Here is a 26001-nt window from a genome sequence, read left to right on the forward strand (position 1 = left end):
ATCGAAGCAGCACAACCCGCTCCCCGATCCCCCCCCCCGCTCCCTGACGGAGGTACATCCGTGTCCCGCACCACTTGGTCGAGCCCAGCCGCGGCCTCGACTCCGCTGCCAGACGAGGAAGAGAGACTCAGAGAACTCGGCTACCAGCCGGTCCTCGCCCGCCGGATGGGCGGCTTCGGCAACTTCGCCATCAGCTTCTCCGTCATCTCCATCCTGTCCGGCTGCATGACCCTCTACGGGTTCGGCCTGGGCACCGGCGGCCCCGCCGTGATGCTCTGGGGATGGGCGGGTGTCGGCCTCTTCGTGCTCTGCGTCGGCCTCGCGCTCGCCGAGGTCACCAGCGCCTACCCCACGTCCGGGGCCCTCTACTACATGGCCGACCGGCTCGGCGGCCGCCGCTGGGGCTGGTACACGGGCTGGCTCAACCTGCTCGGCCTGCTCGGCGCGATCGCGGGCATCGACTACGGCGCCGCGCTGTTCTCCGGGGCGTTCCTGAACCTGCAGTTCGGCTTCACGCCGACACCGGAGAAGACCTTCCTGATCTTCCTCTGCATCCTGCTCCTTCACGCCGTCCTGAACCTGTTCAACGTACGTCTGGTGAGTCTGCTCAACTCCATCAGCGTGTGGTGGCACGTGGCCGGTGTCGCCGTGATCGTGGGAGTCCTCGCGATCGTGCCGGACCACCACCAGTCGCCGTCGTTCGTCTTCACGGAGTTCGTCAACGACACCGGGTGGGACAACCCGCTCTACGTCACGGCGATCGGCCTGCTCCTCGCCCAGTACACGTTCTCCGGTTACGACGCGTCCGCGCACCTGTCGGAGGAGACGTCCAACGCGTCGGTGTCCGCGGCGCGCGGCATCGTGCGCGCCATCTGGGCCTCATGGATAGCCGGTTTCATCCTCCTCGCCGGGCTGACCTTCGCGATCCAGGACTACGCGGGTACGCAGGGCAGCGAGACCGGCGTGCCGCCCGCGCAGATCATGATCGACGCGCTCGGCGAGTCCGGGGCGACCGCGCTGCTGCTCATCGTGATCGTGGCGCAGCTGTTCTGCGGCAACGCGGAGACGGCGGCAGCGAGCCGCATGGTGTTCGCGTTCAGCCGCGACAACGCGCTGCCGGGCTCCGCGATCTGGCGCAAGGTCAGCTCCCGCACACAGGTCCCGGTGCCTGCGGTGTGGCTGTCGGTGGGCCTCGCCGCGCTGATCGCCCTGCCGTCCCTGTACTCGACGACCGCGTACACGGCGGTGACCGCCATCAACGTCATCGGCATCACGCCCGCCTACGCCATCCCCATCTTCCTGAAGCTGCGCGCGGGCGACCGATTCCAGCCGGGCCCGTGGAACCTGGGCCGCTGGAGCAAGCCCATCGGGTGGGTCGCGGTGCTCTGGGTGGCGTTCGTGACGGTCCTGTTCTGCCTGCCGCAGGTCTCGCCGGTGACGGCCAAATCCATGAACTACGCGTCGATCGCCCTGGCCGTGGTGCTGACCCTCGCCACGATCTGGTGGTTCGTGGCACGCCGCTCCTACAGCACGCCGTCGGCGTACGGATCGGAGCGGGAGCAGGCGGAGATCGCGGAGGACATCGTCTAAGCCGTCCAGGCCGGATTCCCTTACGGCCGACAGTCGTTGAGGATGCGCTGGAAGAGCCGGTGGTCGCGCCAGGCGCCGTTGATATGCAGATAGCTCGGCGCGACACCGAACTCCTCGAAGCCGCATTTGGCGAGGACGCGCTGCGAGGGCACGTTGTCGAGGAGGGTGCCCGCCTCGACGCGGTGCAGGCCGAGTTCGGCGTCGGCGGACGTGCAGGCCTGCGTGACGGCGGCGGAGGCGAGGCCGCGGCCGATGTGGTCCACGTCGATCCAGTAGCCGAGGATTCCGCTGCGGAAGGGGCCGAGGGAGATGGCGGAGAGGGTGACCGTCCCGACGATGTCTCCCTCGCGGTCGAGTACCCAGGGCGCCGTCCGCCCGGCCCGGCACTCCTCCAACTGGGCGCGGAGCCGGGCGGCCTGCGCCTGCGGGGTGAAGTAGTCCTCGGGCCGGGTGGGCTCCCACGGCTCCAGGTGGGCGCGACTGCGCAGGCGGGCGCGGGCGACACCGTCCGCGTCCTCCAGGGTGGCGGGGCGCATGACGACGTCGGGGGCGATACGTACGGAGTCGCTGATCATGCGCCAAGCGTAGGGAGTGCGGTGCGCGCGGGGGTGTGTGCCGCTGGGCTCACGCGCGGAGTGTGTGCCGCTGGCTCACGCGCGGGATGAGCGCCGCTCGGCTCACGCGCGGGATGAGCGCCGCTGGGCTCACGCGCGGGATGAGCGCCGCTGGGCTCACGTGCGAGATGAGCGCCGCTCGGCTCACACGCGGGATGAGCGCCGCCCAGCTCACGCCCGGGATGAGTCCCGCTCAGCTCACGCCCAGGATGAGTCCCGCTCAGCTCACGCCCGGGACGAGTGCCGCCCGGCTCACCTTCCGCCCGCCACGCGCAGGATGGTGCCGGTCGCGTAGGAGGCCTCGTCCGAGAGCAGCCAGGAGACGGCCGCAGCGATCTCCTCGGGCCGGCCCGAGCGGCCCAGGGGGATCCCTGCCGCGAGCTTCGCCGGGCGCTCGGGGTCGGCGTGGAACTCGGTCCAGATGACACCCGGGGCGACGGCGTTCACGCGGATGCCGTCTGCGGCGACCTCCTTCGACAGGCCGACCGTCATCGTGTCGACGGCTCCCTTGGCGGCGGCGTAATGGATGTACTCGCCCGGGGCGCCGAGGGTCGCCGCGGCGGAGGAGATGTTCACGATGGCGCCGCCGCCGGTGCGGGTCATGTCGCGGACCGCGCGCCGCGCGCAGAGCAGATAGCCGAGTACGTTCACTTCGAGCGCGCGGCGCATGGCGTCGGCATCGGCATCGGCGAGGGGGCCCACGGGGGCGCCGACCCCGGCGTTGTTCACCAGGCCGGTCACCGGGCCGAGTTCCGCGGCGGCGGTCTCGAAGAGGCGGTCGACGTCCGCCTCTTCGGCGGTGTCCATCTTGACGGTGACGCAGCGGGCGCCGGCCTCGCGGACGGTGGCGGCGGCCTTTTCGGCGGCTGCGGCGTCGGAGTGGTAGCCGAGGGCAATGTGGTGACCCTCGTGTGCGAGGCGGGTGCAGATGGCTGCGCCGATGCCGCGGCTGCCGCCGGTTATGACTGTGACGGGGGTGTGCGGCATGTATTCCTCCACGGGTCTGGGCAGATCTGCTGGGCAGGCCTGGGCCGGCACGGTTGAGCTGAGGCGATCGTAATCCCGTTTGATCGATCATTCACCGACCCCGCCCACCCACTTGATCGGCCAGGTTCTTTCAGCCCGTCGAGGGGGTCCCCCCTGCTCTTTAAGAGCTTGGGGGAGTTTGAGGACGAACTCCCGCAACGTCCCCGGCACCCGCCCCCCGTACCCCTCAATCGCCTCCGTCACCCGATACAACTCGTGGTGCGCCCCGATCAAACGGAACAGCTCCCACAGCTTGTCCAGGTGGGCCACCACATGCGCGTCCCCGTACAGGGACATCGCCCGTTCCCGCCACTCCCCCGGCGGGACATCGACGTACTTCAGGCCCCCGCCGAACGTCTCCACGGCCTCCCCCACCGACAGCACCTGCCCCGTAAGCAGCACCACGGCCGAAGGCACCACCGGCAGTGGATCCGCCAGCAGACCCGCGCCCACCCGGGCGACGTCCTCCCCCGCGATCAGCGGAAGCACCGTCTCCGGCGACCCCAACGGCATCGCCAGCTCACTCCCGCCCCCGGCCCGCACCAGGAAGTCCAGGTTCTCGAAGAAGACCCCGGCACGGAGGTGGACCGCCCCGACCCCCGCCCAGTCGAACACCTCCTCGGCGACCCAGTGCTGCCGCATCCTCGGCGTCCCCGCGTCCGGCGCGGCCGCCAACTGGGAGACCTCGACGACCCGTTCGAGCCCCTCCCGTCGTGCCGCGGCGGCGAAAGCGCCGGTCGCCTCCAGCAGGCCGTCGGTTACCGGATAGGTGAAGAAGGCACGGCGCACCCCACGTACCGCCGCGAGCACGTCGGTGATCTCCCGCAGGTCGCCGACCACCACCTCCGCCCCCAACCCCCGCAGCCCGGTGGCACGTTCGTCGTCGGAGTGGACGAAGGCACGCACGGCGTGGCCGCGTTCGCGCAGCAGGCGTACGACGTGACGGCCCGTGGAGCCCTGTTGGCCACCGGCCGCTCCCGTGACCAGGATGGGCGCACCCGAGGTGGTCGAGGTGCTCATCGCGCTCACCGCCCCTTCTTCTCGACGTCGAGGGTCACGGTGAACGCGCCGAGCCGTTCGAGGTCCCGCAGGAAGGGCTCTGCCTGGAATGCCTCCCCGGGTGCCAGCACCCCTGTCTTCGTCGGCCCCCTGCCCTCGGCGATCCGCACCGCGGCCTCCACCGAGGCCAGTGCCCCGGCCCGCCACAGATCGTGGCCCGTCAACTGCCCTGCCGCGCCGCCCCCTTCGCCTTCCCGGATCGCCTGGACGGCGATGGTGAAGTCGGTGCCCGCCCGTTCCGCCGCGCCGATGTGCTCGCTCTCGAAGGCGTCCGGCTCCTCGAAGGCGCTGTTGCTCAGCATCAGGTCGACGTTGCGTACGGGGACGTGGCGGGGCACCGTCACGACCTCGATCGACGGGAACGGAGCGATCATCGTGCGCGGGCCGAGCGGAGGCGGGAAGGGGAAGACGGCACTGCGGGGCTCGACATAGCCCGCGTGCAGCGCGCCGTCGCTGAAGGTGAGGCGTTCGGTCTCGGCGAAGAGGTGGCTCGCGGTGTTCTTGGCGCCGGTGGTCAGCCGCCAGCCATGCACGGCGTACGCGATGACGAGCCGGTCGATGCCCGCGATGCCGTCCGACACCGCCCCGGCCAGGAGGTCGCCGAGACCGCCGTAGAAGCTGAGCCCGGGGATCATGACGGCACCGGTGCGCTCTGCCGTGGCCTGCGCGGTGTCGAAGACGCCCTTCACGTGGTGGGGTTCGAGGGCGTGGTCGATGTAGTGGCAGCCGGCCTCGGCGGCCGCCGCCGCGACCGGTGCTCCGGTGACGGCGAAGGGGCCCGCGCAGTGGATCACGATGTCGGCGGCTGTCATCACCTCGCGCAGCGCCGCGGCGTCGTCGACGGGCGCGGTGCGGGTCCGTATCCGCTCCCCCGCGTCGAGTTCGTCGGCCAGCGCGCGCAGCGCCTCGGTGTCACGGCCGACCAGGAGCAACTCCTCTCCTCTGTCCAGGAGTTCGGACGCCACCAGGCGTCCGGTGTGGCCATAGGCTCCGTAGATTGCGAAGAGCGACTTTGTCATGCTCAACTCGCTTCCATACCGAAGGTATGCAACTGGTGCGGAACCTACGTACCCTGAGTATGTCCGTCAAGGAGCCGACCGTGACCACCCCGTCCTCGCGCCCAACTGCCCGCCGTACCCAGGCAGAACGCTCCGACGCGACCACCGCGCAGCTCATCACCGCGGCGCAGCGGCTCTTCGGCCGGGACGGGTACGCGACGACCTCGATCGCCGCCGTGGCGGCCGAGGCCGGGGTCACCAAGGGCGCGGCCTACCACCACTTCGAGGGCAAGGCGGCGCTCTTCCGCGCGGTGTTCGTCCGTGAACAGGAGGAGATCGCGGCGGAGTTGGAGCGCGCGGCGGCCGAGGAACCGGACGCCTGGTCCGCGCTGCGGCGCGGCTGCCGCCGCTTCCTGGAGCACTGCCTCACCCCCGGATTCCGGCGGATCGTGCTGCTCGACGCGCCGGCGGTCCTGGGCTGGGAGACCGTCCGCGCCATCGAATACGCCCATACGTTGCGGGTGTTGGCCGGCGGAATGCGTGCTGCGGCTGCCGCGGGGCACTTCGGCGACGGGGATCTGGACGTGCGCTGCCAGATGATGTTCGGCGCGCTGTGCGAGGCGGGCATGCTCCTGGCCCGCTCGCCCGACCCCGCCTCCGCCCTCACATCGGTGACGGCGGAGGCCGAACGGCTGTTGTCGGCGCTCGCCGCCCCCTAGACCTACCTTCTGAGGCCCCCTAGACCTTCTCAGGGGCGGCCTCCTCCGCGGACAGACTGTCCATGAAGGAGGAGACGGAGAACACCGCACGCCCCGGGCCCGCCGGGCCGTAACCGGGCGGCGACGTCAGGCCGTTGGCCTCCATCGTCGCGCGGTACGCCTCGAGCAGGCGGACGTGGTACTCCAGCGGCGCGCCCTGCGGGTTGGCCTTGCCCAGCGGCGTCGTCGGCTCCGGGCACCAGGTGGTGAAGCGCGGGGTGATGCCGCGCGACATGAAGTACTGGAGCCCTTCGACGGTGGAGTCGATGGCCTCGCCGACCGTCTTGAAGCCGAACGGCTCGGCCATCTCCACGCCCGCCACGAAGTTCGGGATCACATTGCGCGGGCCGAAGACCTCCGCGGAGTCCAGGATGCGGCGGTGCCACTCGTCACGGCCGACATAGCGCTCCTTGCCGGGGCAGTACCGCTCGAACAGATACGGGTCCCACACCTCGTAGTTGGGGTGGTAGATCCGCACGCCGTAGTCGTGGAAGCGCTGCACGTCCGCCTTGGGGAGTGCCTGCGCCACGACCTTGCCGATCCAGCGGCCGGGGAAGCGCTCCTCGATGGCCTTTGCGTACTGACCGTAGAAGTCGGCCTCGTCCTTGCCGCCGACCTTCGAGGTGACGGCGCCGCCGGTCAGCGTGTAGGCGGTGGAGGACTTGTTCGTGTCGTACTTGTCGATGATGGCGAGCGCTTCGAGGACCTCGTCGACGGGCTTCACGCCCGTGTAGGGGCGGCCCGCCGCCTTGTGCTGGCGCCAGTTGTGGTTGATGTCGCAGTACTGGCACTCCTCCTTGGCGCCGAAGTACTGGCAGACGCGGAAGACGGTCAGATAGATGAGGTAGCCCCACTGGATGGTGGGCGCCACCTCCATGACGGACTTGCCGTTCTCCAACGTGTGCCGGTAGTAGTCCGGCATCGGCGGCAGGCCCACGTCGGAGATCCGCACTCCGTCCAGATAGAGGCCGAGTACGCCGTCGTCGTCGGCCGCCACTCGGTACGGCGAGGACGGGTTCACGCGGACCGAGACGACCGTGCGGCGCAGTTCGTACGGACCGCCGGTGAGGACGATCTCCTCGGGCGGCCGGCGCAGGGCCGCGGCGCCGAGCTCGGGAAGCGTGCCGTGGTCGAAGGAGAAGATGAAGTACGACTTCGGCTTGACGTCGCCGCCCTCATTGTCGCTGAGCGCCGATTCGTCGAAGGCGATGCCGCCCCTGAGCAGGTCTTCCTTGATCACCGCCTCTCTGGGCACCTGCGGGAACCGCTCCATGAGTGACTCGACGAGCTGGGTACGGCTCTCGCTGCGGCTTGCCATCGGCCGGGCACCTCGGATCCTGTCGGTGAATTGTGCTTTCCCGTGCCCCCCACGCTAATACCCGTGCCGTGCGCCGCGGATCCGACTCCGGTCCCGGTCGGTCTCAGACCCCAGTGGTAGCCCTGCGTGACGTGTCTCCCTCCACGGGGTGGCCGGGAACCTCGCGGCACCGGCCTGCCGTTGTCCCTGCATGAACGAGCTGGTTCCCGGCGGCAATGTGCCGTTGCCCGACGGCGCGGTCACCCTCCGTGTGCCCGGCCCCTTCGACCTGTCCGTGATCGTCACCGGTGACAGCGGGAAGGTCGCGGGCGACGGCGACTTCGTCTTCTACAACCAGCCCGCGACGTCCGGTGCCCGCCTCCAGGGCGACACGGTGACCGTCGACGGGCGGCGCCTGCGCGCCGGTGCGAGCCGCGTCACCGTGGCCGTGAGCCCCGCCGATCCGGGCACTCCCCTGGAGCGGCTGCCCGGCATCGCACTTCAGGTGCACGGTCCCGGCGGGCAGCTCGTGGCCCGCTTCACCCCGCCGCGCCCCGGCCGCGAGACCGTGCTGCTGCTCGCGGAGATCTACCGCCGGGGCCCCGTCTGGAAGCTGCGGGCACTCGGTCAGGGGTACGCGGACGGGCTGGCGGGGGTGGCGCGGGACTTCGGGGTGGATGTGACGGAGGACGAGGGCCCACCCGCGCCTTACGCACCGTCGCCTCCGCCGCTCCCGTCTCCGCTGCTCTCGTCTCCGCCTCCGCCGCTCCGGGCGGCGGCGCCCGCCCCTGCCGCGCCTCCCGGCCTGGACGGATTCCTGCCCCTGGTGAACGCCGCGCGCGGGAAGGCCGGGGCACCGCCCGTCGCGCTCGACGCCCGGCTGACCGCGGCCGCGAGCGCGCACACCGCCGGCATGGCGGCACGGTCGTCGCTCAGCTCCGAGAACGCGGACGGTTCGTCCCTCTACCAGCGGGTCGTCGCGGGCGGGTACGCGTATCTGACGATCGGCGAGCATCTGGTCTCCGGGCCGCGCACACCCGCCGAGTTCGTGGAGTACTGCCTCTCGGGCGAGCAGTCGCGGCGTACGGTCATCGACCGGGCGTACGCGCAGGTCGGTGTCGCCCAGTGCGTCGACGGCCGCTCCGGGGACGTCTTCTGGACGGCGGTGTGGGCCACCCCGCTCACTCCGCAGGGCCTGGCCGACTGGGCTTCCGCCGTGCTCAGGCTCACCAACGCCGAGCGGACGGCGGCCGGTCTGCGGCCCCTCTCCCCCGACCCGCTCCTCACCGTGGCCGCGCAGGGGCACAGCGCGGACATGGTCGCGCGCGACTTCTACTCCCATACGTCGCCGGACGGCGGCGAACCCTGGCACCGTGCGTCCGCCGCGGGCAGCGCGCACCGCGCGATAGGCGAGAACATCGCCTGCGGCCAGCGCAGTCCGGCCGAGGTGGTGGACGGCTGGATGAACAGCCCCGGCCACCGGGCCAACATCCTCAAGCCCTCCTTCACCCACCTCGGCGTCGGACTCGCGGGCGGCGGCTCGGCGGGCACCTACTGGACCCAGCTCTTCGGCGGCTGAGCAACCCCGGCGGCACGGACGGCGTCTGCCTGCAGAGCGGGCCGGGGCGCGAGGTGGGGCCTTCACGCACCGGCCCGCGTCCGCGCCACCGCCGGGTCCATCGACCGGGGCCCTCCGGCGGGACCATCGACCGGGGCCCTCCGCAGGAGCCCTCGGCCGGGGCCGCCAGCCGGGAACACCGGCCGGGCCCGTCAGCCGACCGCCACCAGAACCCCCATCCGCCCGGGCCAGGGTGTGCGGTGGGACCTTCACACACCAGCCCGCACACCCACCGGAGCCCTCCGCCGAGCCCTCGACCAAGGCCGCCAGCCGGGAACGCCGGCCGGGCCCGTCAGCCGACCGCCGGCAAAACCCCCATCCGCCCGAGCCAGGGCATGCGATGCGGCCTTCACGCACCAGGCCGCGCCACCACCGGGCCCTCCGCAGGAGCCCTCGGCCGGGCCCGTCAGCCGACCACCACCAGAACCCCATCCGCCCAGGCCAGAGCGCGCGATGCGGCCTTCACGCACCAGCCCGCGCCACCGCCAGGGCTCTCCGCAGGAGCCCTCGACCAAGGCCGCCAGCCGGGAACGCCGGCCGGGCCCGTCAGGCGACCGCCACCGGAACCCCCCTCCGCGCCGACGCATAGCCCGCCGTCACGATCTTCAGTGTCCGCAGGCCGCCCTCCCCGTCGGCGACATCCATGCCGGTGTCCTGCGGCCCGTGCAGGAACGTCCGCAGCATCCGTTCGTCCAGGTCGGCGCCGAAGGGTAGTTCCAGGCCCTGGCGCCTCCGTTCGCTGTAGCCGTGCACCGACTGGTCGAAGGCGTCCATCTCCAACGTCGCGCGCTCGCCGACGACGGTGAGTTCGAGACCGCCCCAGGAGTGGTGGGAACGCGGGTGGGACCAGCTGCAGTCGATCGTGGCGACCGCGCCGTTGTCGTAGGTCACGGTGACGAGCCCGCTGGTCTCGGCGTCGACCTCGCCCTCGTACAGCCGGTTGTTGGTCTGCGCGTACACGTCGACGGGGCGTGCGTCGCCGAACAGGTCGTCCAGGAGGTCGGCGATGTGGACCGTGTGGTCCATCAGGGCGCCGCCGCCCGCGAGTTCGGGATCCGCGAACCAGCGCCGGGCGCGGGTCGGCATGACGCCGTTGTTCGCGCCGGACACGGTCAGGACTCGGCCCGCCTCGCCCGAGGCGACCGCCGCCTTCACCGCCGCGTACGCGGGGCTGAAGCGGACCGGGAAGGCGACCGCGAGCCGCACCCCGGCCGCCCGGCACTCGGCGAGCATCGCCTCGCCGTCCGCGACCGTCGTGGCGAGGGGCTTCTCGCACAGGATGTTCACGCCGTGCGACGCCGCGAGTTCGGCCAGCGGGCGGTGGCGGGCGTTCTCCGAGCAGACGATCACCGCGTCCGGGCCCCAGGCGAAAGCTTCCTCGTACGTCTCCGCGTACGCGACCCCCAGATCGTCGGCGAATGCACGCCCCCGTACTTCACCCGGCGCGGCCGACCCGGTGTCCGGGTCGCTGCCCATCACCTCGACTCCCGGCATCCGGGCGAGCAGCCGCAGATACCCGCCCGCATGGACATGGGCGAACGACAGCACGGCGACCTTCATCGCGTGACCTCCTGATTGGCCTCAATGGCCTCAATGGCGTCCATGGCGTCCATGGGCTTGGCGTCCGTCCGGATCTGCAACGCACGGCCCGTGCGACTCGACTCCATCGCCGCCTCGGCGATGCGCACCGCCTCGATGCCGTCCCGCGCGCTCACCCGTGGCGCGGCACCGCCCTCCTGCCATGACGCGGCGAACTCCCGCAGCTCCGCCAGGTAGGGGCTCTCCGTCATGGGGCTGGAAGGGATGCCCTCGTTGGCGGCGCGCACCCCCTGTGCGGTGATGCGGTAGCCGGGCACGGACGTCGAGTCGTGCCGCAGCAGGCCGTCGGCCCCCGCGATCCGGAACGTCGTACGGAACTGCTGGTCCGCGAGCCCCCACAGGCCTGTGACATGGCTGATGACGCCGGAGGCGTGGGTGAGGACGGCGGTCGCCGAGACGACCTCGGCGACCGCGCCGGTGGCGTGCTCGACGCCGCGCGTCTGCGCGTGCACCCGGACGACATCGCCCGCGATCCAGCGGGCGATGTCGATGTCGTGCACCATCAGGTCCATGATCACGCCGCCGGACTTGGCGGGGTCGCCGAACCAGGGCGCCCATTGCGGACGCGCCCCGCCCCGCGTGAACCGCAGGACCGCCAAGTCGCCCAACTCGCCGCGCTTCACTGCCTGTTGCATCGCCGCGTACGCCGGGAAGTAGCGCACGACATGGGCGGGGTGCAGGTGGACGCCCGCCGCTTCGGCGGCCGTCGCGATCTCCTCGGCGTCCCGCGCGGTCAGGGCCAGGGGCTTCTCGCAGACGACGTGCCGGCCCGCGGCGACGGCGGCGAGGGCGAGCTCCTTGTGGGTGGGGGTGGGGGTGCAGATGTCGACGGCCGTGCAGTCGTCGAGCAGCGCGTCGAGGCTCGACACGGCGGCGACCTGCCCTTCGTACCCTGCGCGCCCTTCGTGCTCGGCGGCGAGCTTCTGGGCCGATCCGTCGACGGTGTACACGCTGACGCGCGCACCCAGTTCCAGCCAGCCGGGCAGATGGGCGCGTGCGATGCCGCCCGCGCCGAGCAGGCCGATATGAAGCGGTCGTATCAAGGGAGTTGCCTTTCCTGATGCCGGAAGGGGGAGTCAGCTCTTGGAGCCGGAGAGCGCGACGCTCTGCACGAAGTGCCGCTGCAGGAAGATGTAGACGAGCAGCATGGGCAGGCTCGCGATGAGCGAACCGGCCATCATCACGGGGAAGTTGGTCTCGAACTGCCCCTCCAGGGAGGTCAGTCCGGCGCTGATCGGCATCTTCTCCGGGTCGGTGTTGACGATCAGCGGCCACAGGAGGTCGTTCCACGACCACATGGCGGTGATGACGGCGAGCGCGGCGAGCGCGGGACGCACCAGCGGCAGCATGACCGACCAGAAGATGCGCAGCGACCCCGCGCCGTCGATGCGCGCGGCCTCCTCAAGATCCTTGGGCAGCGTGAGGAAGAACTGCCGGAGCATGAACGTGCCGAACGCGCTGAACATGCCGGGCAGGAAGAGCGCGGGCGCGGAGTTGAGCAGGCCGAGCCGCTGGATGATGTCGTACTGCGGAAGGACGAGCAGCGAGCTCGGCACCATGAGGACGGAGAGGAAGAGCGCGAACAGTACGTTGCGCCCCTTGAACTGCATCCGCGCGAAGGCGTACGCGGCGAGGGAGCAGAACACCAGCTGGCCGACGGTCCGGCCCACGGTGTTGAGCAGGCTGTTGACCAGCATTTCCCTGAACGGGAGCGCCGTGAACACCTCTTCATAGCTCGACCAGTTCCAGGTGTCGGGCAGGAAGGTCGGAGGCACCTTTGCCGTCTCGGCGAGGGACTTGGCCGAGGTCAGGAGCTGCCACAGGAACGGGAAGACCATCACCAGGGCGCCGAGCGAGAGCACCGCGTGGGTGGCGACCGATCCGGCGTTGAAGCGTCCGGCGTTGAAGCGTCCGGCCTTGATACGTCGACGGGGCGAGGACTCACGCATAGTGCACCCACCTCTTCTGCAGCCTGAACTGCACCAGCGTCAGCGCCGCGATGATCAGCATGAGCAGGAAGGCGAGCGCGGCGGCCGCGCCCTGGGCGTTCTCGACGAAGGCCCACTTGTAGAAGAGGCTCACCACGGACTGGGTGTCGCCGATCGCCGGGTTCTTCTCGGCCATCATGATGTAGATCAGGTCGAAGGTCTGCAGCGAGTTGATCATGCAGACGATGGACGCGAAGAAGATCGTCGGGCTGAGCAGCGGCAGGGTGATGGTGAAGAAGCGGCGCAGTGGGCCTGCGCCGTCCAACTCGGCGGCCTCGTAGTAGTCCTGCGGGATGTTCTTGATCCCCGCCATGAAGATGATCAAGTAGTAGCCGGTGGTCGACCAGACCATCACGGTGCCGATCGCGTACACGGCGGTCGACGGGTCGGAGACCCAGTAGCGGCGGTCCGCGCCGAACCACTCGATGACCTCGTTGATCAGTCCGTAGTCGCCGTTGTAGAGCCAGTTCCAGACGAGGCCTACGGCCACGGGCAGCGTCACGAACGGGATGAAGTACAGGGCGCGGTAGACCGCGACGCCGCGCAGCCCGCGCCGGTTCAGGAGCGCGGCGACGACGATCGCGAGCGGCAGCGCGAGAAGCCCGATGAGGCAGTAGATCAGTGTGTTGCCGAGCGCCTGCCAGACGGTGACGTCCTTGAGGACGCGTACGTAATTGTCCGTCCCCGTCCAGGTGTTGCCGCCGAACGCTCCGAACTCGGTGAAGCTGAAGTAGAAGGTCTGGAGCAGCGGCCAGAAGTAGAAGACGGCGAAGCCGATGCCGAGGGGCGCGATGAAGAGGTAGGCGGTGCGCCGGCCACGGGACTTGGGCGCGGAGCCCGTGGCGGTCCCCCGGCGCTGTGCCGCCTTCGCGGCCGCCGTGGAGGGCAGGACGCTCATCATGCGCGCTCCTCCTTCAGGGCCCGGTCCATCTGCTTGCCCAGCGTGCGGGCGGCGCTCTCGATGCCGCCCTTGCCGCTGAACGCGGCGCCGAGGAGCGGGTATTGGAGGTTCTCCCACACCGCGGTGTTCTTCGAGCTCGGGTACGGCACCGCGTACTCCTGCATCTCTATGAAGTGCTTGAGGTCGAACTCGGGCATCGACTTGAGCCAGGCATCCTGCGTCCCGGCGTACGAGGAGATCGTGATGCCCGCCGACGCCTGGATCTCGGCGGCCTCACGGCCGGCCATGAAGTGCACGAACTTCCAGGCGGCCGCCTTCTTGCGGCTCTTGGCGGACATCACGTTGGCCAGGCCGTGGATGATCGTGGCCCGCTCGCGGCCCTTGGGCAGCACGGCGACGCCGCCGTGGTCCTTGAGCGCGGGTACGGCGTACATCTGCCCGGCCATCGCGGAGAGGTCGTAGACCATGGCGGCCTTCTCCGACCAGTAGCGGTTGCGGCCCTTGGACTCGACCATCGCGCTCTGCGGCGGTGACAAGGCGCGGTCGATCATGTCGGTCCAGTAGCGAAGGCCCTCGATGGAACGCTCGTCGCCGAAGCCGGACTTCCCGTCCTTCAGGACGTAGCCGCCCGCACCGTGGATGGCCGGGTAGAGCTGACACTGGCGGTCCATCTCGGCGGCGATGCCGTGCACCCGCTCGCGGGGGTTGGTGAGTTCGGCGGCGGCGTCGCGCACGTCATCCCAAGTCCACGTCGCGTCCGGGTACTTGATGCCCGCCTTGTCGAAGAGCGCCTTGTTGTACCAGAGACCGATGGTGTCGAAGTCCTTGGGAAGGCCGTACTGGGTGCCCTGGTAGGAGTAGAGCTTCACCAGCGACTCGGGGTGGCGGTCCACGGGCGTGGCATCGCTCTTGATGTGCCCGCCCAACGGCTCCAGGACGCCGTTGGACGCGTACAGCTGGAAGTTGACCGCGTTCATCCAGAACACATCGGGGGCCGTGCCGCCGCGCATCGCGGTCTTCAGGGTGGTCCAGTAGCTCGACCAGGGCGTGAGCTCCATGCGCACGGATATCCGGGGGTTCCGTTTCTCGAAGGCGTCGATGACCTTCTGCAGTCCCGGCACCTGGGCCACGTCCCACACCCCGTACGACAGGGTGGTGCGGCCGCCGCCGGTGTCCGTGCTTTCGCTCTGGCCGGAGCAGGCGGCGAGCAGGGGTGCCGCCATCGCTCCGTACAGCAGAGTTCTCCTGCGCATACGCGCCTCCGCTTCGGTCGCTGCCATGAGTGGCCGGGAATGGTGCGGGTTGCCTATGTCGCCGAGCCCGCGAGGAGCCCGGCCTCCACCTGGTCGAGTGCCTTGCGTACGGCGCCGATCGCCACGCCCTGCTCGCCCAGCGTGCTCAGCGCGATGCGCGGGACATACAGGGTCAGCGGGCGCAGCCGCTCGTCGATCAGCGGGACGAGATGCCCGCCGAGCGGGGTCGCGCCGCCGGTGAGCACGATCAGCTCCGGGTCGACGGCGAGCGCGAGGGCGGCGATGCCCGGCGCGATGCGGTCGGCGAAGTCCGCGACGGCGGCGAGGGCGCGCGGGTCCCCGGCGTCGGCGGCACGGACGAGCGCCGCCACCTCGGACTCGCCCGTGCGCCGGGCGCCCTTCCAACTGAGCGCGTCCTGCGCGGTGTTCATGCCGAGCAGCGGAAGAAGCCCCAGTTCACCCGCGCCGCCGCGCCGCCCGCGGTGCAGCCGCCCGTCGATGGTGAGGCTGCACGCGACACGGTGTCCGGTCAGGACGCAGACGACGTCACCGGCGAGGGTGGCCGCGCCCTGCCAGCGCTCGGCGAGAACCGCGAGGTTCACGTCGTTCTCGACGAGCGTGTGCCCCGGCTCCCCGTCGGCGAGCAGCCGGCCGAGGCCGACGCCGGACCACTCGGGGATCACGTAGGAGGTGATGGTGCCGCCGGAGTCGACGACGCCGGGTACGCCCACACAGCGGGCGAGGATGGTGTCACGACGTACCGAGTGCGCGTCCGGAAAGGCTTCAAGTCCCCTGCGGAGAAGGTCGAGCCGCGCGGCTCCGCCAAGGTCCGGGTCGATGTCCTCGCGGTGCGCGGCGAGGACCGTCCCGCCGAGATCGGCGAGGAGCAGCACCATCTTGTGCAGCCCGATGTCGGCGCCCACGACCCTGCCCGCCTCCACACGGAACCGGAACCGCCGCGCGGGCCGCCCCGGCGCGCGCTCGCCCTCGTCGCGCTCGGCCTCCCCCGCCCAGCCGTGCGCGGCCAGCTCTTCGAGGGCCGACTCGACGGTGGGCCGGGAGAGCCCGGTGCCGGTGGCGAGTTCGGCGAGCGTCTGCGGGCTGCGGCGGTGCAGGGCACGCAACACGACCGTCGTGTTGAGCCGCCGCAGTGAGGCGAGGTCATGGCCCCGCGTCTCGTTACGCAACACTTCTTCACCCCAGATCGAGGCCGAGGCAGCGCTGTTGAACGGCTGGTCGACGCGTGCCCCCGGATATTTGGCAGGACACTTTCATATCCACACGCGGCTGGGAACCCCCTTCGCAGTGTCGGAAGCAGAGAGAAACACCCGTGTTAACTCCGTGCGCGACCCCTTGCCAAGGCAGATCGTACGTGTTCGGATTATCTCAGTCGGGCGGTCACCCACCGCCTCGTATCCGCAGTTCAGACCCTGTACGGCGGGCCGGTCAGGCCTGCCTGCGCTGCCCTCACAGCTGCCCCATTCCCCTCGCACGATGTGTCCGGAGTCGTGCTGCCCGCATGCCCCGCATGCCCTCGGCAGCCCGAAAGAAGGGATCCCCCGTGTTCGATCTTTCGTCCGTCGATCTGCTCGACGCCTTCACCCGTGAACTGCGCCTGTGCAAGCTGAGCGAGTCGGAGCACGTCGTCGTGCTCTCCGAGCCGGGCAGCCGCGGTGACTACGTGGCGGCCGCGTTCGGTGCCGCGAAGGCCTGCGGCGCGCATGTCATCGCCGCGACCGTGCCCGGCGGCAGCCCCGCGCCGATGCCGAGCACCCACACCGGCGCGGGCCCCGGCCTGGTGTCCGTGCTCAACGACTCCACCGCGCAGGACCTGCTGAAGTCCGCCGACCTGGTCGTCGACCTCACCCGTGAGGGCTTCATCCACGCGCCGGTCCAGCAGGAGATCCTGCGCGCGGGCACCCGCATCATCTTCGTCTGCGACGCGCCCGACGTCCTCATCCGCAATCTCCCCAAGGAGGCGGACAAGGACGAGGTGCTCGAAGGCGTCCAGCTGCTCAAGCGGTCCTCCGTCATGCGTGTCACCTCGGACGCGGGCACCGATCTGACCGTTCAACTCGCGGGTTCCAAGCCCGAGTTCCAGTGCGGCTTCGCCGACGACCCGGGCCGCTGGGACCACTGGCCGAGCACCATGGTGCTGTGCTGGCCGGAGATCTCCGACGGGCAGATCGTGCTCGCCGAGGGCGACATCCTGCTGCCCTTCAAGGAGTACGTGCGTCAGCCGGTGACCCTGCAGATCGCGGGCGGCCAGATCGAGAAGGTGACGGGCGGCGCCGAGGCCGAACTGCTCTCCACGTTCTTCGAGGACGCCGACGACCAGTGGGCGCGCAGCCTCTCCCACATGGGCTGGGGTCTGATGCGTACGGCCGACTGGTTCGCCACCGCGATGTACGGCAAGGACGACCTGATGGGCATGGACGCCCGCGCCTTCGCGGGGAACTTCCTGTGGTCCACCGGGCCCCACCCGGTCCTCGGGCGTGAGTCGTACGCACACCTCGACATCGCCGTGCGCGGCTGCACGGTCGCGGTCGACGGCACCCGGGTCGTCACGGACGGCAGGCTCACCGAGCGCTGACCCGCGCGCCAACCACGCGTACGTACACGGAAGTTGGAGGAAGTGTGGCGTCCAGTCAGTCGTACGAAGTCACCGTCGTCGGAGGCGGCCTCGGTGGTCTGACCGCCGCCCTCGCGCTGCGGCAGCGCGGCCTTCGGGTCACCGTGCTCGAGCAGGCGGCGCAGCTCGGCGAGGTCGGCGCGGGCATCCAGACGGCGCCGAACGCCAGCCGGATCCTGCTCGGCCTCGGTCTGCGGCGACAGCTGGAGGCCATTCACACCGAGCCGCTCGACCAGGTGCGGCGGCGCTGGAAGGACGGCAGCGTCATCGGCCTGACCTCGCTCGGGCAGCGCTGCAAGGACCAGTTCAACGCGCCGTACTGGCACTACCACCGGGCCGATCTGCACCGCGTCCTGATGGACGCGTGCGTCGACCCGGCAGGGCCGGGACCGGTCGTCGCGCTGCACACCGCCAGCAAGGTCGCCGAGCTCGACCGCACGGACCCCGAGCGCCCGGTGGCCGTCACCGACGGCGGGCGGCGGTTCGCCTCCGACCTGGTCATCGGCGCCGACGGCATCCGCTCGGCGGTGCGCGACCTCATGGGCGCACCCGACACCCTGCAGTTCTCCGGCGAGATGGCCTACCGCGCCCTGATACCTGGCGAGTTGATCGCCGCCGACCCGGCGACGCGCTGGCTGGTCGACCGCTACCAGTCCACCATCTGGTACGGACCCGACCGGCATCTGGTCCACTACATGATCCGCGGCGGCGAGTTCCTCAACATCGTGGCCTGTGTGCCCTGCACCGACGAGGTCGCCGAGAAGTGGTCCGTCGCGGCCACCGCGCAGGACCTCGTGGACGCCTTCCCCGGCTGGGACGACCGCGTGCCGGCGATGCTGTCCAAGGCGAAGGAGGACGTCTCCTGCTTCGCGCTCTACCATCGGCGCCGCGACCCGGTGTGGCTCGACGGCCGGGTCGCCCTGCTCGGCGACGCCTGCCACGCGATGCTCCCCTACCAGGCGCAGGGCGCATCGCAGGCCATGGAGGACGCCGCCGTGCTCGCCGAGGAGCTGGGCGCGGTCACCGTCGGCGGGATCGACGGGGCGCTGCGGCGCTATGTCGACCGGCGCGCCAAGCACGCCGGGATGGTCCAGGACGCCTCGCTGCAGAACAAGACCTTCTACCACTTCCCCGACGGTCCCGAGCAGCGCGCCAGGGACGAGAAGCTCCGGCGCGACTTCGACGGCGAGTCGGACCTCTCGTACGACTGGCTCTGGGGCGGCAGCCCGCTCAACGACCCCGATCTCGGTGCGTTCTCCTACCAGTTCACGCGCTGAACCCACTTGGAGCGAACGTGAAAACAGGCGATCAGATCGTTCAGGAACTGCCCTGGAGATGGTCCGTCCAGGGAAAGATCTTCATCATCGGTGGCCTCGGCTACCTCTTCGACGCGTACGACATCGCGTTGAACGGCTTCCTCATGCCGCTCCTCGGCAAGCACTTCGACCTGTCGCTCAGCGAGCGGGGCCTGATCGCCACCGCGAACCTGGTGGGCATGGCCGTGGGAGCCGTCGCCTGGGGCGCGGTCGCCGACCGGATCGGGCGCAAGAAGGCGTTCAGCGTCACGCTGCTGATCTTCGCGCTGTTCTCGGTCCTCGGCGCGCTCGCGCCGACATATCCGGTCTTCCTCGCCCTGCGGTTCCTCGCGGGGGTCGGGCTCGGCGGCTGCATCCCCGTTGACTACGCCCTCGTGGGTGAGTTCTCGCCGCGCAAGTACCGGGGCCGGGTGCTCACCGCGCTCGACGCGTGGTGGCCGGTGGGCGTGACCCTGTGCGGGCTCGTCTCCACGGCGATGCTGACCCTCGCCGGCAACTGGCGGTGGATGCTGGCGACGATGGTGCTGCCCGCGCTGCTCCTGTTCTGGGCCCGCCGAGGCATCCCCGAGTCGCCGATCTATCTGACGAAGAAGGGGCGCGAGGCCGAGGCACGGAAGGTCATCGACGACCTGGTGGCACGGACGGGCGCCGCCGTGGAGCCCTACGTCATCCCCGAGCCGGTGCCGGACGAAGGGCCGCGCGGAGTGGCCGCCGCGGCCGATCAACTGCGCCGCATCTGGAGCTTCAGCCCACGCGTCACGTCCGCGGCCTGGCTGCTCTTCGCCACGATCATGCTCGTCTACTACGCGGCCCTGAGCTGGATGCCCTCGATCCTGAAGGAGGAGGGCCAGGGCGACACGGCCGCCTTCATGAGCACGACCCTGATGAGCGGTGTCGGCATCGTCGGCGTCCTCGTCTCCACCGCCCTGGTCGACATCGTCGGCCGCAAGTGGCTGATCGGCGTTTCGGCGCCGGTCGCATCGGCCGCCCTGGTGGTGTTCGCGCTGGTGCGGGACGTGCCGACCGGCTCGGTCGTGGCGATCGCCGTCTTCGGCTTCCTCGCGCAGTTGGCCATCCCCGCCCTGTACGCGTACGTCTCCGAGCTCTACCCCACTCCCCTGCGGGCCAGCGGCTTCGGCTGGGCGTCCTCGGTCAGCCGCGTCCTCACCGGGTTCGCACCGCTCATCTTCGGCTCGCTGATGTGGCCGGTGCTCGGTCTTCCGCTGACGTTCGCCGTGCTCGGCGGGACCGTCCTGGTGGCCGTCGGCTGGATGGCGGTGGCGGCTCCGGAGACGAACGGGCGGGTCCTGGACGGTGAGGGGGAGCCTCCGGCGACCGCAGCGCCCCTGCCGGTCACCGAGCAAGCGGCGCTCTGACCGACGCCCGCACGCACCGTACGTACGACAGGAGGACCATGAAGCCCGCCCCCTTCGCCTACCACCGCGCCCGCGACCTGGACGGCGCGACCCGGCTGCTCGCCGAGCTGGGTGACGACGCCAAGGTCGTGGCCGGCGGCCAGAGCCTGGTCGCGATGATGAACTTCCGGCTCGCCCGGCCCCGGCACCTGGTCGACATAGGCGGCCTGCGGGAGCTCGACCGGCTCCACACGAATGGCGGGGGCGAGCTGCGTATCGGCTCGCTCACCACCCATCACACGGTGGAGCGCGACCCGGCGGGGCGGCTCGGGGCGGACTTCAGGGTGCTGCGCGACGCCATGCGGTGGATAGGGCATCTGCCGATCCGCACCCGTGGCACCGTCGGCGGCAGCATCGCGCACGCCGACGCCACCGCGGAGTGGTGCCTGCTCGCGCTTGCGCTGGACGCCGAGTTCGTGGCCCGCGGTCCGCGCGGCGAGCGCAGGATCGCGGCCGGTGACTTCTTCCTCGGCTACTACACGACCGCACTCGACTTCGACGAGATCCTCGTCGAGATCGTCTTCCCGCGCCCGGCGCCGCATGCCGCGCTCACCGAATTCGCCGAACGGCAGGGTGACTTCGCCCTGGTCTCCGCCGCTGTGGACCTCGACGTCGGGGGCAGCACGGTACGCGGCGGTCGGGTGGCGCTCGGCGGGGTCGCCGCGGCGGTGACGCGGGTCCCGCAGGCGGAGGCCGTCCTCGCGGGCGGCGGCTCCTTCGCCGAGTGCGCCGCGGCTGCGGCCGAAGCCGTCGATCCGCCGGCGGACGCGTCCGGCAGCACCCACTACCGCAAGCAGCTCATCCGCACGCTGGTCCGGCGCGCCTGCGAGGAGGCGATGTCCCGATGAACGAGCCAGTGGAACAAGGGCAGTTGGTCGGCCGCTCCGTCGCACGACGCGAGGATCCACGTCTGCTCACCGGGCGCGGGCGTTTCGTCGACGACATCGCGCTCCCGGGCATGCTGCACGCGCAGTTCGTCCGCAGCACGGTCGCGCACGGCGAGATCACATCGGTGGATCTCACGGCGGTGCGTGAAGTGCCGGGCGTGGTCGCGGCGTTCATGGCCGACGACCTGGACCTGACCGACATCACCGCCCAACTGGGCCGCCCGCTCAGCGAGTTCGTACCGACCGCGACGCCGGTCCTGGCCCGCGACCGGGTGCGCTATGTCGGGGAGCCCGTCGCGATCGTGGTGGCGCGTGACGCGTACGCAGCCGAGGACGGCCTGGAGGCGGCCAAGGTCGCCTATGCCGTACTGCCACCGGTCATGTCCGAGGCGCAGGCCCTGGCGGCCGGTGCTCCCCTGATCCACGACGGGGCCGCGGGCAACACCCTGGTGGACGTCTCGCTCTTCGCCACGGACGGCATCGACGAGATCTTCGACACCGCCGCCCGTGTCGTCCACGTCGAGTCGCGGACCGGACGGCAGAACGCACTGCCGCTGGAGACGCGAGGCGCCGTAGCCCACTGGGACGACCGCGAGGAACAGCTCGTGGTGCAGACCTGTACCCAAGTCCCGCACCTGGTACGGACGGTGGCCGCTGGATGCCTGCGTCTCGACGAGCGCGCGGTCCGGGTCGTGGTGCCCGACATGGGCGGCGGCTTCGGCCAGAAGTGCGTCGTCGGGCGCGAGGAGATCGCCGCCGCCGCTGCGGCGCTGCGGCTGCGCAGGGCGGTGAAGTGGATCGAGGACCGCAAGGACGCCCTGTCCGCGTCGTTCCTCGCCCGCGAGCAGCACTACGACGTGCGCGCGGCCTTCGACGCGGACGGCAGGATCCTCGGGCTCGATGCCGATGTGGTGTGCGACATGGGTGCGTACTCCTGCTATCCGTTCACGGCGGGCATCGAGCCGCTGATGGCGTCCGCGGAGATGCCCGGTGTCTACAAGGTGCCCGCATACCGGGTGCGCGGCCGCGCGGTCACCACCAACAAGGCGCCCACCGCGCCCTATCGGGGGGTGAGCCGGCCGCAGTACGTGATGGTGATGGAGCGGCTCTTCGAGCGGGCCGCCCGTGAACTGGGCCTGGACGCGGTCGAGATCCGGCGCCGCAACGTCATCACCGAGTTCCCGTACACGGGCGTCAACAACATCACGTACGACCCGGGCTCCTATCTGGAGTCGCTGAACCTGTGCGAGCGGCTCGTCAAGGACGAGGGCTGGTACGAGAAGCAGTCCGCGGCAGCGGCGGAAGGCCGCCACATCGGCATCGGCTACTCCTGCTTCAGCGAGCGCACCGGCTACGGCTCCGCCGCCTTCGCGCAGCGCAAGATGCGGGTCGTCCCCGGTTTCGACATCTCCGAGGTGCGGATGGACACCAGCGGCGCGGTCACCGTCACCACCGGCACGATGAGCCACGGGCAGAGCCACGAGACGACGATGGCCCAGATCGTCGCCGATGAACTCGGCCTGGACATCGGCAAGGTGAGACTCCATCAGGGTGATACGGACCGCATCACCTACGGCTTCGGGACCTTCGCGAGCCGCTCCATCACCATCGGCGGCAGCGCGGTGCGCGTCGCGGCGGCGAAGCTCGGCGAGAAGCTGCGCCGGATCGCGGCGGCGCGGTGGGAGGCAGGACCGGACGAGGTGGAGCTCGCGGCCGGGTGCGTACGGCACCGTGACGGCAGGGTCCTCACGTACGAGGAACTGGCCGATGTCGCCTATCTCCAGGCGCAGTTGCTGCCCAAGGACATCGAGCCGGGGCTCTCGGCGACCGCCACCTTCGACGTCCTGAACGACGGGACCTTCTCCAACGCCACCCACGGCGTCGTCGTCGAACTCCACGAAGACACCGGGCAGGTGGAGATCCTGCGCTACGTCTGCGTCGAGGACTGCGGTGTCGCCATCAACCCCCAAGTGGTGGAGGGGCAGTGCCGGGGCGGCATCGCCCAGGGCATCGCGGGCGCGCTCTTCGAGCAGGTGACGTACGACGCGCAGGGCGAGCCGTCGGCGACCAGCTTCATGGACTACAAGGTGCCCACCGCGCACGAGATCCCCGACGTACTCATCCACCACCTCGAAACACCCTGCGCGTTCACCGAGACCGGCGCGAAGGGCGCGGGCGAGGGCGGCACCATCGGGGCGCCGGCCGCCGTGCTGAACGCCGTCAACGACGCGCTGCGCCCCACGGGCGTGGAGCTCGACCACACCCCCATCACGCCGGAGACGGTGCATCGCGCCCTGAACCTGGAGCCCTCCCCATGACCGACATCACCACCGGCACCGGCAACACCACCGATGTTCTGCTGCTCACCCTCGACGTCAACGGCGAGCAGCACGAGGTGATCACCGAACCCCGGCGCACCCTCGTCGACGTGCTCCGCCACGATCTGCGTCTGACCGGCACCCACGTCGGCTGCGAGCACGGTATCTGCGGCGCGTGCACGGTCCTGGTGGACGACCGGCCCGCACGGGCGTGTCTGATGTTCGCGGCGCAGGCCGACGGCGCCCGGATCCGTACCGTCGAGTCGCTCTCGGACGGTGCCGAACTGAGCGATCTGCAAAGGGCGTTCAGCGATCACCACGGTCTCCAGTGCGGTTTCTGCACCCCGGGCTTCCTGATGCTCGCCGAGGGGTTCCTCGCCGAGCGCCCCGAGGCGACCAAGGACGAGATACGCGAGGTCGTCGCCGCCAACCTCTGCCGGTGCACCGGCTACCAGACCATCGTCGAGGCGATCGACGGGTGCGCCGTCGCCCGGCGCTGTACCCGCGGACCCAAGGAGTCCTGATGCAGCTCACCAACTCGGTCCCGGTGAAGGCCTCGCCCGACGAGATCTTCGCCCTGATGAACGACGTCGAGCGGGTCGCCTCGTGCATGCCGGGCGCCGCGCTCGACGGACGCGACGGAGACACCTGGCGGGGTTCCGTGAAGATCAAGGTCGGCCCGATCAGCGCCGCGTACGCGGGCACGGTCCGCTTCCTGGAGGTCGATCCTGCGGGACGGCGGCTGCGGGTCCAGGCGCGCGGGGCCGACACCCACGGGAGCGGCGACGCGGAGGCCGAGGTCGCCCTTGAGGTGCTCGCGGCCGCCGAGGGCGCGCTGCTCCAGCTCTCCACGGATCTGGTGATCCGGGGCAAGATCGCCCAGTTCGGGAAGGGCGCGATCGCCACGGTGTCCGACCGGATCCTGCAGCAGTTCGCCCAGAACCTGGGCAGTCTGCTCGACCAGGAGCGGACACCGGCCGCCGCGGCCCTGCCCTCCGCGGCGCCCCGCGCCAATCACCCCGCGCTACCGGCCGAACCCGAACTCGACGGCCTGTCCCTGCTCATCGGCCCCGCCGCCGCCAAGTACGGCCTGGTCGCCGGAGCCTTCGCCTTCGGCGTCTTCGAGGGCTGGCTTCTGGGCCGGCTCGGCGCGCAGGCACGCGACCTTGCGGCCCTGCGCGCACCGAGGAGGACCTCGTGAACTACGGCCAGGAGACGGAACGTACCTATGAACGGGCCGGATTCGGCGCTCCCGTACGCCGCGGCAGCCGCCCCGCGATCGTCGTCGTCGACCTCACGCGCGGCTTCACCGAGGACGGCTTCCCGTCGGGCGCGGATCTGACCGAAGTGGTCGGTGCGGTCGGGGAGTTGATCGGGAGCGGTCGTCCGGCCGGAGTGCCCGTGATCTTCACCGCGATCGCCTACACGCCCGCCGAGGCCACGGGCGACGCGGTCACCTGGCTGCACAAGGCGCAGGGCATGCGGTCGCTGGTCGAGGGCAGCGATGAAGTCGCCCTCGATCCCCGACTGCCGTACCAAGAGCAGGACTTGACGGTGGTGAAGAAGGGCGCTTCGGCGTTCTTCGGCACCTCGCTCGCCGCCCTCCTCACCGGAATCGGCTGCGACACGCTCCTGGTGTGCGGGGCGACGACCAGCGGCTGTGTGCGGGCGACGGCGGTCGACGCCGTGCAGAGCGGGTTCTCCGTCCTCGTGCCGCGTGAGTGCGTGGGCGACCGCGCCACGGGTCCGCACGAGGCGAGCCTCTTCGACATCCAGGCCAAGTACGGGGACGTCATCGACCTGAAAGAAGCCATCGACTACCTCGGCACCCTCACCGGGAGGACCACCGCATGACCGCCGCGCCCGACCGCTGTCTGCCGCAGGCGGCGCTCGCCGACCTCGACGACGTTCCCGCCACCGGCCGCTGGGTCCGCTCGGGGACCACCCGGCTGCACGTCCTCGACCACGGCGGCCCCGGCACCCCTCTCCTCATCCTGCCCGGCATCACGAGCCCGGCCGTCACGATGGACTTCGTGGCGCGTGAACTGACCGACCTCGTACGCCCGTTGGTCCTCGACGTGCGAGGCCGCGGGCTCTCCGACGGCGGCGGCTCCTACACCCTGGAGGAGTACGCCGAGGACGTCGAAGCCGTCGTGACCGGGCTCGGCCTCGACCGTCCCGTGCTGTTCGGGCACTCCATGGGCGCACGCATCGCCGCGGTCACCGCCGTCCGCGGCAAGGTGGCGCTGCGCGGCACGGTGCTCGGCGACCCGCCGATGAGCGGGCCAGGACGCGGCCCCTACCCGACCCCTCTGGCGGCCTTCCTCGACCAGCTCGCGCAGGCGCGGCGCGGTACGGACGCCGACGAGGTGGCCCTGTCGTGGCCGCGCTGGCCCCGCAGGGAGCAGGAGCTGCGAGCCCGCTGGCTGGCCAGTTGCGACGAGGAGGCGGTCGCGGCCACGCACCGCGGCTTCGAGACCGAGGACTTCTTCGACTGGTGGCCGTCCGTGCCCGGGCCGACGGCGCTGCTCCACGGCGCGGACAGCCCCGTGGTCACGGCGGCGGGCGCCGCCGAGGCGGCCGGACTGCTCCCGTCGGCCGTCCTCTCCGAGATCCCGGACGCGGGCCACATGCTGTTCTGGGACAACACGCGAGCGGCCGTCTCCGCCCTCCGCGAGGCCCTGCGCCCGATGCTGACCTGACCGAACGAACCGATCAGCCCCCGTGCTTAA

General features: G+C 70.7%; 23 protein-coding genes. 12 read left to right on the plus strand and 11 right to left on the minus strand.

Annotated elements, in window-relative coordinates; genetic code table 11:
- Positions 1 to 60: 60 nt before the first annotated feature.
- On the plus strand, positions 61 to 1590 hold the full coding sequence (locus AB0O76_RS13875; protein WP_365489368.1) for an amino acid permease: 1530 nt from the start codon (positions 61 to 63) through the stop codon (positions 1588 to 1590).
- A gap of 20 nt (positions 1591 to 1610) precedes the next feature.
- Here the strand turns inward: AB0O76_RS13875 and AB0O76_RS13880 are convergent, their stop codons facing one another.
- From AB0O76_RS13880 to AB0O76_RS13895, 4 genes are all read right to left on the minus strand, one after another.
- Entirely contained in the window at positions 1611 to 2165 is a 555-nt protein-coding gene (locus tag AB0O76_RS13880) for a GNAT family protein (RefSeq protein ID WP_365489371.1), read from the minus strand.
- A gap of 291 nt (positions 2166 to 2456) precedes the next feature.
- On the minus strand, positions 2457 to 3191 hold the full coding sequence (locus AB0O76_RS13885; RefSeq protein WP_365489374.1) for an SDR family oxidoreductase: 735 nt from the start codon (positions 3189 to 3191) through the stop codon (positions 2457 to 2459).
- 87 nt (positions 3192 to 3278) lie between these two features.
- Entirely contained in the window at positions 3279 to 4250 is a 972-nt protein-coding gene (locus AB0O76_RS13890) for an NAD(P)H-binding protein (RefSeq protein WP_365489376.1), read from the minus strand.
- Between the two features lie 5 nt (positions 4251 to 4255).
- Positions 4256 to 5308, minus strand: a complete 1053-nt coding sequence (locus tag AB0O76_RS13895) for a saccharopine dehydrogenase NADP-binding domain-containing protein (RefSeq protein ID WP_365489379.1) — start codon at positions 5306 to 5308, stop codon at positions 4256 to 4258.
- 80 nt (positions 5309 to 5388) lie between these two features.
- Here AB0O76_RS13895 and AB0O76_RS13900 point away from each other — a divergent pair, with 80 nt between their 5' ends.
- Positions 5389 to 6006: a helix-turn-helix domain-containing protein gene (locus tag AB0O76_RS13900; RefSeq protein ID WP_365489382.1), complete on the plus strand. Its 618-nt coding sequence runs from the start codon at positions 5389 to 5391 to the stop codon at positions 6004 to 6006.
- Positions 6007 to 6025: 19 nt separating this feature from the next.
- On the opposite strand, the gene AB0O76_RS13905 is transcribed toward AB0O76_RS13900, so the two are convergent.
- The gene (locus tag AB0O76_RS13905; RefSeq protein ID WP_365489385.1) at positions 6026 to 7363 is read right to left on the minus strand and encodes a radical SAM protein; all 1338 of its coding nucleotides are present in this window, start codon (positions 7361 to 7363) and stop codon (positions 6026 to 6028) included.
- 190 nt (positions 7364 to 7553) lie between these two features.
- Between AB0O76_RS13905 and AB0O76_RS13910 the strand changes: the two genes are divergently transcribed.
- Positions 7554 to 8921, plus strand: coding sequence for a CAP domain-containing protein (locus AB0O76_RS13910; RefSeq protein ID WP_365489388.1), 1368 nt, complete (start codon positions 7554 to 7556; stop codon positions 8919 to 8921).
- A 585-nt stretch (positions 8922 to 9506) separates the two neighbouring features.
- On the opposite strand, the gene AB0O76_RS13915 is transcribed toward AB0O76_RS13910, so the two are convergent.
- Genes AB0O76_RS13915 through AB0O76_RS13940 form a run of 6 tightly spaced genes read right to left on the minus strand, consistent with a single transcriptional unit; the run spans position 9507 to position 15891 of the window.
- Positions 9507 to 10520, minus strand: coding sequence for a Gfo/Idh/MocA family oxidoreductase (locus AB0O76_RS13915; protein WP_365489391.1), 1014 nt, complete (start codon positions 10518 to 10520; stop codon positions 9507 to 9509).
- A complete protein-coding gene (locus AB0O76_RS13920) occupies positions 10517 to 11602 on the minus strand; it encodes a Gfo/Idh/MocA family oxidoreductase (RefSeq protein ID WP_365489394.1) in 1086 nt (361 codons plus the stop codon). The genes AB0O76_RS13915 and AB0O76_RS13920 overlap by 4 nt, the downstream gene beginning before the upstream one ends.
- A gap of 33 nt (positions 11603 to 11635) precedes the next feature.
- A complete protein-coding gene (locus AB0O76_RS13925; protein WP_365489397.1) occupies positions 11636 to 12508 on the minus strand; it encodes a carbohydrate ABC transporter permease in 873 nt (290 codons plus the stop codon).
- On the minus strand, positions 12501 to 13448 hold the full coding sequence (locus AB0O76_RS13930) for a sugar ABC transporter permease (RefSeq protein WP_365489400.1): 948 nt from the start codon (positions 13446 to 13448) through the stop codon (positions 12501 to 12503). The genes AB0O76_RS13925 and AB0O76_RS13930 overlap by 8 nt, the downstream gene beginning before the upstream one ends.
- Positions 13445 to 14701 (minus strand): sugar ABC transporter substrate-binding protein, encoded by a 1257-nt coding sequence (locus AB0O76_RS13935; protein WP_365489403.1) that lies wholly within the window; start codon positions 14699 to 14701, stop codon positions 13445 to 13447. The genes AB0O76_RS13930 and AB0O76_RS13935 overlap by 4 nt, the downstream gene beginning before the upstream one ends.
- A 53-nt stretch (positions 14702 to 14754) precedes the next feature.
- Positions 14755 to 15891: an ROK family protein gene (locus tag AB0O76_RS13940; protein WP_365489405.1), complete on the minus strand. Its 1137-nt coding sequence runs from the start codon at positions 15889 to 15891 to the stop codon at positions 14755 to 14757.
- Between the two features lie 371 nt (positions 15892 to 16262).
- On the opposite strand from AB0O76_RS13940, the gene AB0O76_RS13945 reads away from it, so the two are divergent.
- From AB0O76_RS13945 to AB0O76_RS13985, 9 genes are read left to right on the plus strand one after another with little or no spacing between them, the layout of a single operon-like run.
- Positions 16263 to 17294 (plus strand): hypothetical protein, encoded by a 1032-nt coding sequence (locus AB0O76_RS13945; RefSeq protein WP_365489408.1) that lies wholly within the window; start codon positions 16263 to 16265, stop codon positions 17292 to 17294.
- Between the two features lie 44 nt (positions 17295 to 17338).
- Complete coding sequence (locus AB0O76_RS13950) at positions 17339 to 18610, plus strand: FAD-dependent monooxygenase (protein WP_365489411.1); 1272 nt, start codon at positions 17339 to 17341, stop codon at positions 18608 to 18610.
- A 17-nt stretch (positions 18611 to 18627) separates the two neighbouring features.
- Positions 18628 to 20025: an MFS transporter gene (locus AB0O76_RS13955; RefSeq protein WP_365489414.1), complete on the plus strand. Its 1398-nt coding sequence runs from the start codon at positions 18628 to 18630 to the stop codon at positions 20023 to 20025.
- 38 nt (positions 20026 to 20063) lie between these two features.
- Positions 20064 to 20912 carry a xanthine dehydrogenase family protein subunit M gene (locus AB0O76_RS13960; RefSeq protein ID WP_365489418.1) on the plus strand — a complete coding sequence of 283 codons (849 nt, stop codon included), beginning with the start codon at positions 20064 to 20066 and terminating at the stop codon, positions 20910 to 20912.
- Positions 20909 to 23269, plus strand: a complete 2361-nt coding sequence (locus AB0O76_RS13965; RefSeq protein ID WP_365489421.1) for a xanthine dehydrogenase family protein molybdopterin-binding subunit — start codon at positions 20909 to 20911, stop codon at positions 23267 to 23269. The genes AB0O76_RS13960 and AB0O76_RS13965 overlap by 4 nt, the downstream gene beginning before the upstream one ends.
- Positions 23266 to 23793 (plus strand): (2Fe-2S)-binding protein, encoded by a 528-nt coding sequence (locus AB0O76_RS13970; protein WP_365489423.1) that lies wholly within the window; start codon positions 23266 to 23268, stop codon positions 23791 to 23793. The genes AB0O76_RS13965 and AB0O76_RS13970 overlap by 4 nt, the downstream gene beginning before the upstream one ends.
- Positions 23793 to 24470: an SRPBCC family protein gene (locus tag AB0O76_RS13975; protein WP_365489426.1), complete on the plus strand. Its 678-nt coding sequence runs from the start codon at positions 23793 to 23795 to the stop codon at positions 24468 to 24470. Before AB0O76_RS13970 ends, AB0O76_RS13975 begins: the two co-directional genes overlap by 1 nt.
- Positions 24467 to 25123 (plus strand): isochorismatase family protein, encoded by a 657-nt coding sequence (locus AB0O76_RS13980; RefSeq protein ID WP_365489429.1) that lies wholly within the window; start codon positions 24467 to 24469, stop codon positions 25121 to 25123. Before AB0O76_RS13975 ends, AB0O76_RS13980 begins: the two co-directional genes overlap by 4 nt.
- The gene (locus tag AB0O76_RS13985) at positions 25120 to 25971 is read left to right on the plus strand and encodes an alpha/beta hydrolase (protein ID WP_365489431.1); all 852 of its coding nucleotides are present in this window, start codon (positions 25120 to 25122) and stop codon (positions 25969 to 25971) included. The genes AB0O76_RS13980 and AB0O76_RS13985 overlap by 4 nt, the downstream gene beginning before the upstream one ends.
- Positions 25972 to 26001 lie beyond the last annotated feature (30 nt).

It is taken from the genome of Streptomyces sp. NPDC086554, assembly GCF_040686095.1.
Classification (GTDB): domain Bacteria; phylum Actinomycetota; class Actinomycetes; order Streptomycetales; family Streptomycetaceae; genus Streptomyces.

What these genes read in the sequence shown, in the direction of transcription:
- AB0O76_RS13880 (WP_365489371.1), bottom strand. Translation starts at nt 2,165, where the DNA reads ATGATCAGCGACTCCGTACGTATCGCCCCCGACGTCGTCATGCGCCCC.
- AB0O76_RS13885 (WP_365489374.1), bottom strand. Translation starts at nt 3,191, where the DNA reads ATGCCGCACACCCCCGTCACAGTCATAACCGGCGGCAGCCGCGGCATC.
- AB0O76_RS13890 (WP_365489376.1), bottom strand. Translation starts at nt 4,250, where the DNA reads ATGAGCACCTCGACCACCTCGGGTGCGCCCATCCTGGTCACGGGAGCG.
- AB0O76_RS13895 (WP_365489379.1), bottom strand. Translation starts at nt 5,308, where the DNA reads ATGACAAAGTCGCTCTTCGCAATCTACGGAGCCTATGGCCACACCGGA.
- AB0O76_RS13905 (WP_365489385.1), bottom strand. Translation starts at nt 7,363, where the DNA reads ATGGCAAGCCGCAGCGAGAGCCGTACCCAGCTCGTCGAGTCACTCATG.
- AB0O76_RS13910 (WP_365489388.1), top strand. Translation starts at nt 7,554, where the DNA reads ATGAACGAGCTGGTTCCCGGCGGCAATGTGCCGTTGCCCGACGGCGCG.
- AB0O76_RS13915 (WP_365489391.1), bottom strand. Translation starts at nt 10,520, where the DNA reads ATGAAGGTCGCCGTGCTGTCGTTCGCCCATGTCCATGCGGGCGGGTAT.
- AB0O76_RS13925 (WP_365489397.1), bottom strand. Translation starts at nt 12,508, where the DNA reads ATGCGTGAGTCCTCGCCCCGTCGACGTATCAAGGCCGGACGCTTCAAC.
- AB0O76_RS13930 (WP_365489400.1), bottom strand. Translation starts at nt 13,448, where the DNA reads ATGATGAGCGTCCTGCCCTCCACGGCGGCCGCGAAGGCGGCACAGCGC.
- AB0O76_RS13935 (WP_365489403.1), bottom strand. Translation starts at nt 14,701, where the DNA reads ATGCGCAGGAGAACTCTGCTGTACGGAGCGATGGCGGCACCCCTGCTC.
- AB0O76_RS13960 (WP_365489418.1), top strand. Translation starts at nt 20,064, where the DNA reads ATGAAGCCCGCCCCCTTCGCCTACCACCGCGCCCGCGACCTGGACGGC.
- AB0O76_RS13965 (WP_365489421.1), top strand. Translation starts at nt 20,909, where the DNA reads ATGAACGAGCCAGTGGAACAAGGGCAGTTGGTCGGCCGCTCCGTCGCA.
- AB0O76_RS13970 (WP_365489423.1), top strand. Translation starts at nt 23,266, where the DNA reads ATGACCGACATCACCACCGGCACCGGCAACACCACCGATGTTCTGCTG.
- AB0O76_RS13975 (WP_365489426.1), top strand. Translation starts at nt 23,793, where the DNA reads ATGCAGCTCACCAACTCGGTCCCGGTGAAGGCCTCGCCCGACGAGATC.
- AB0O76_RS13985 (WP_365489431.1), top strand. Translation starts at nt 25,120, where the DNA reads ATGACCGCCGCGCCCGACCGCTGTCTGCCGCAGGCGGCGCTCGCCGAC.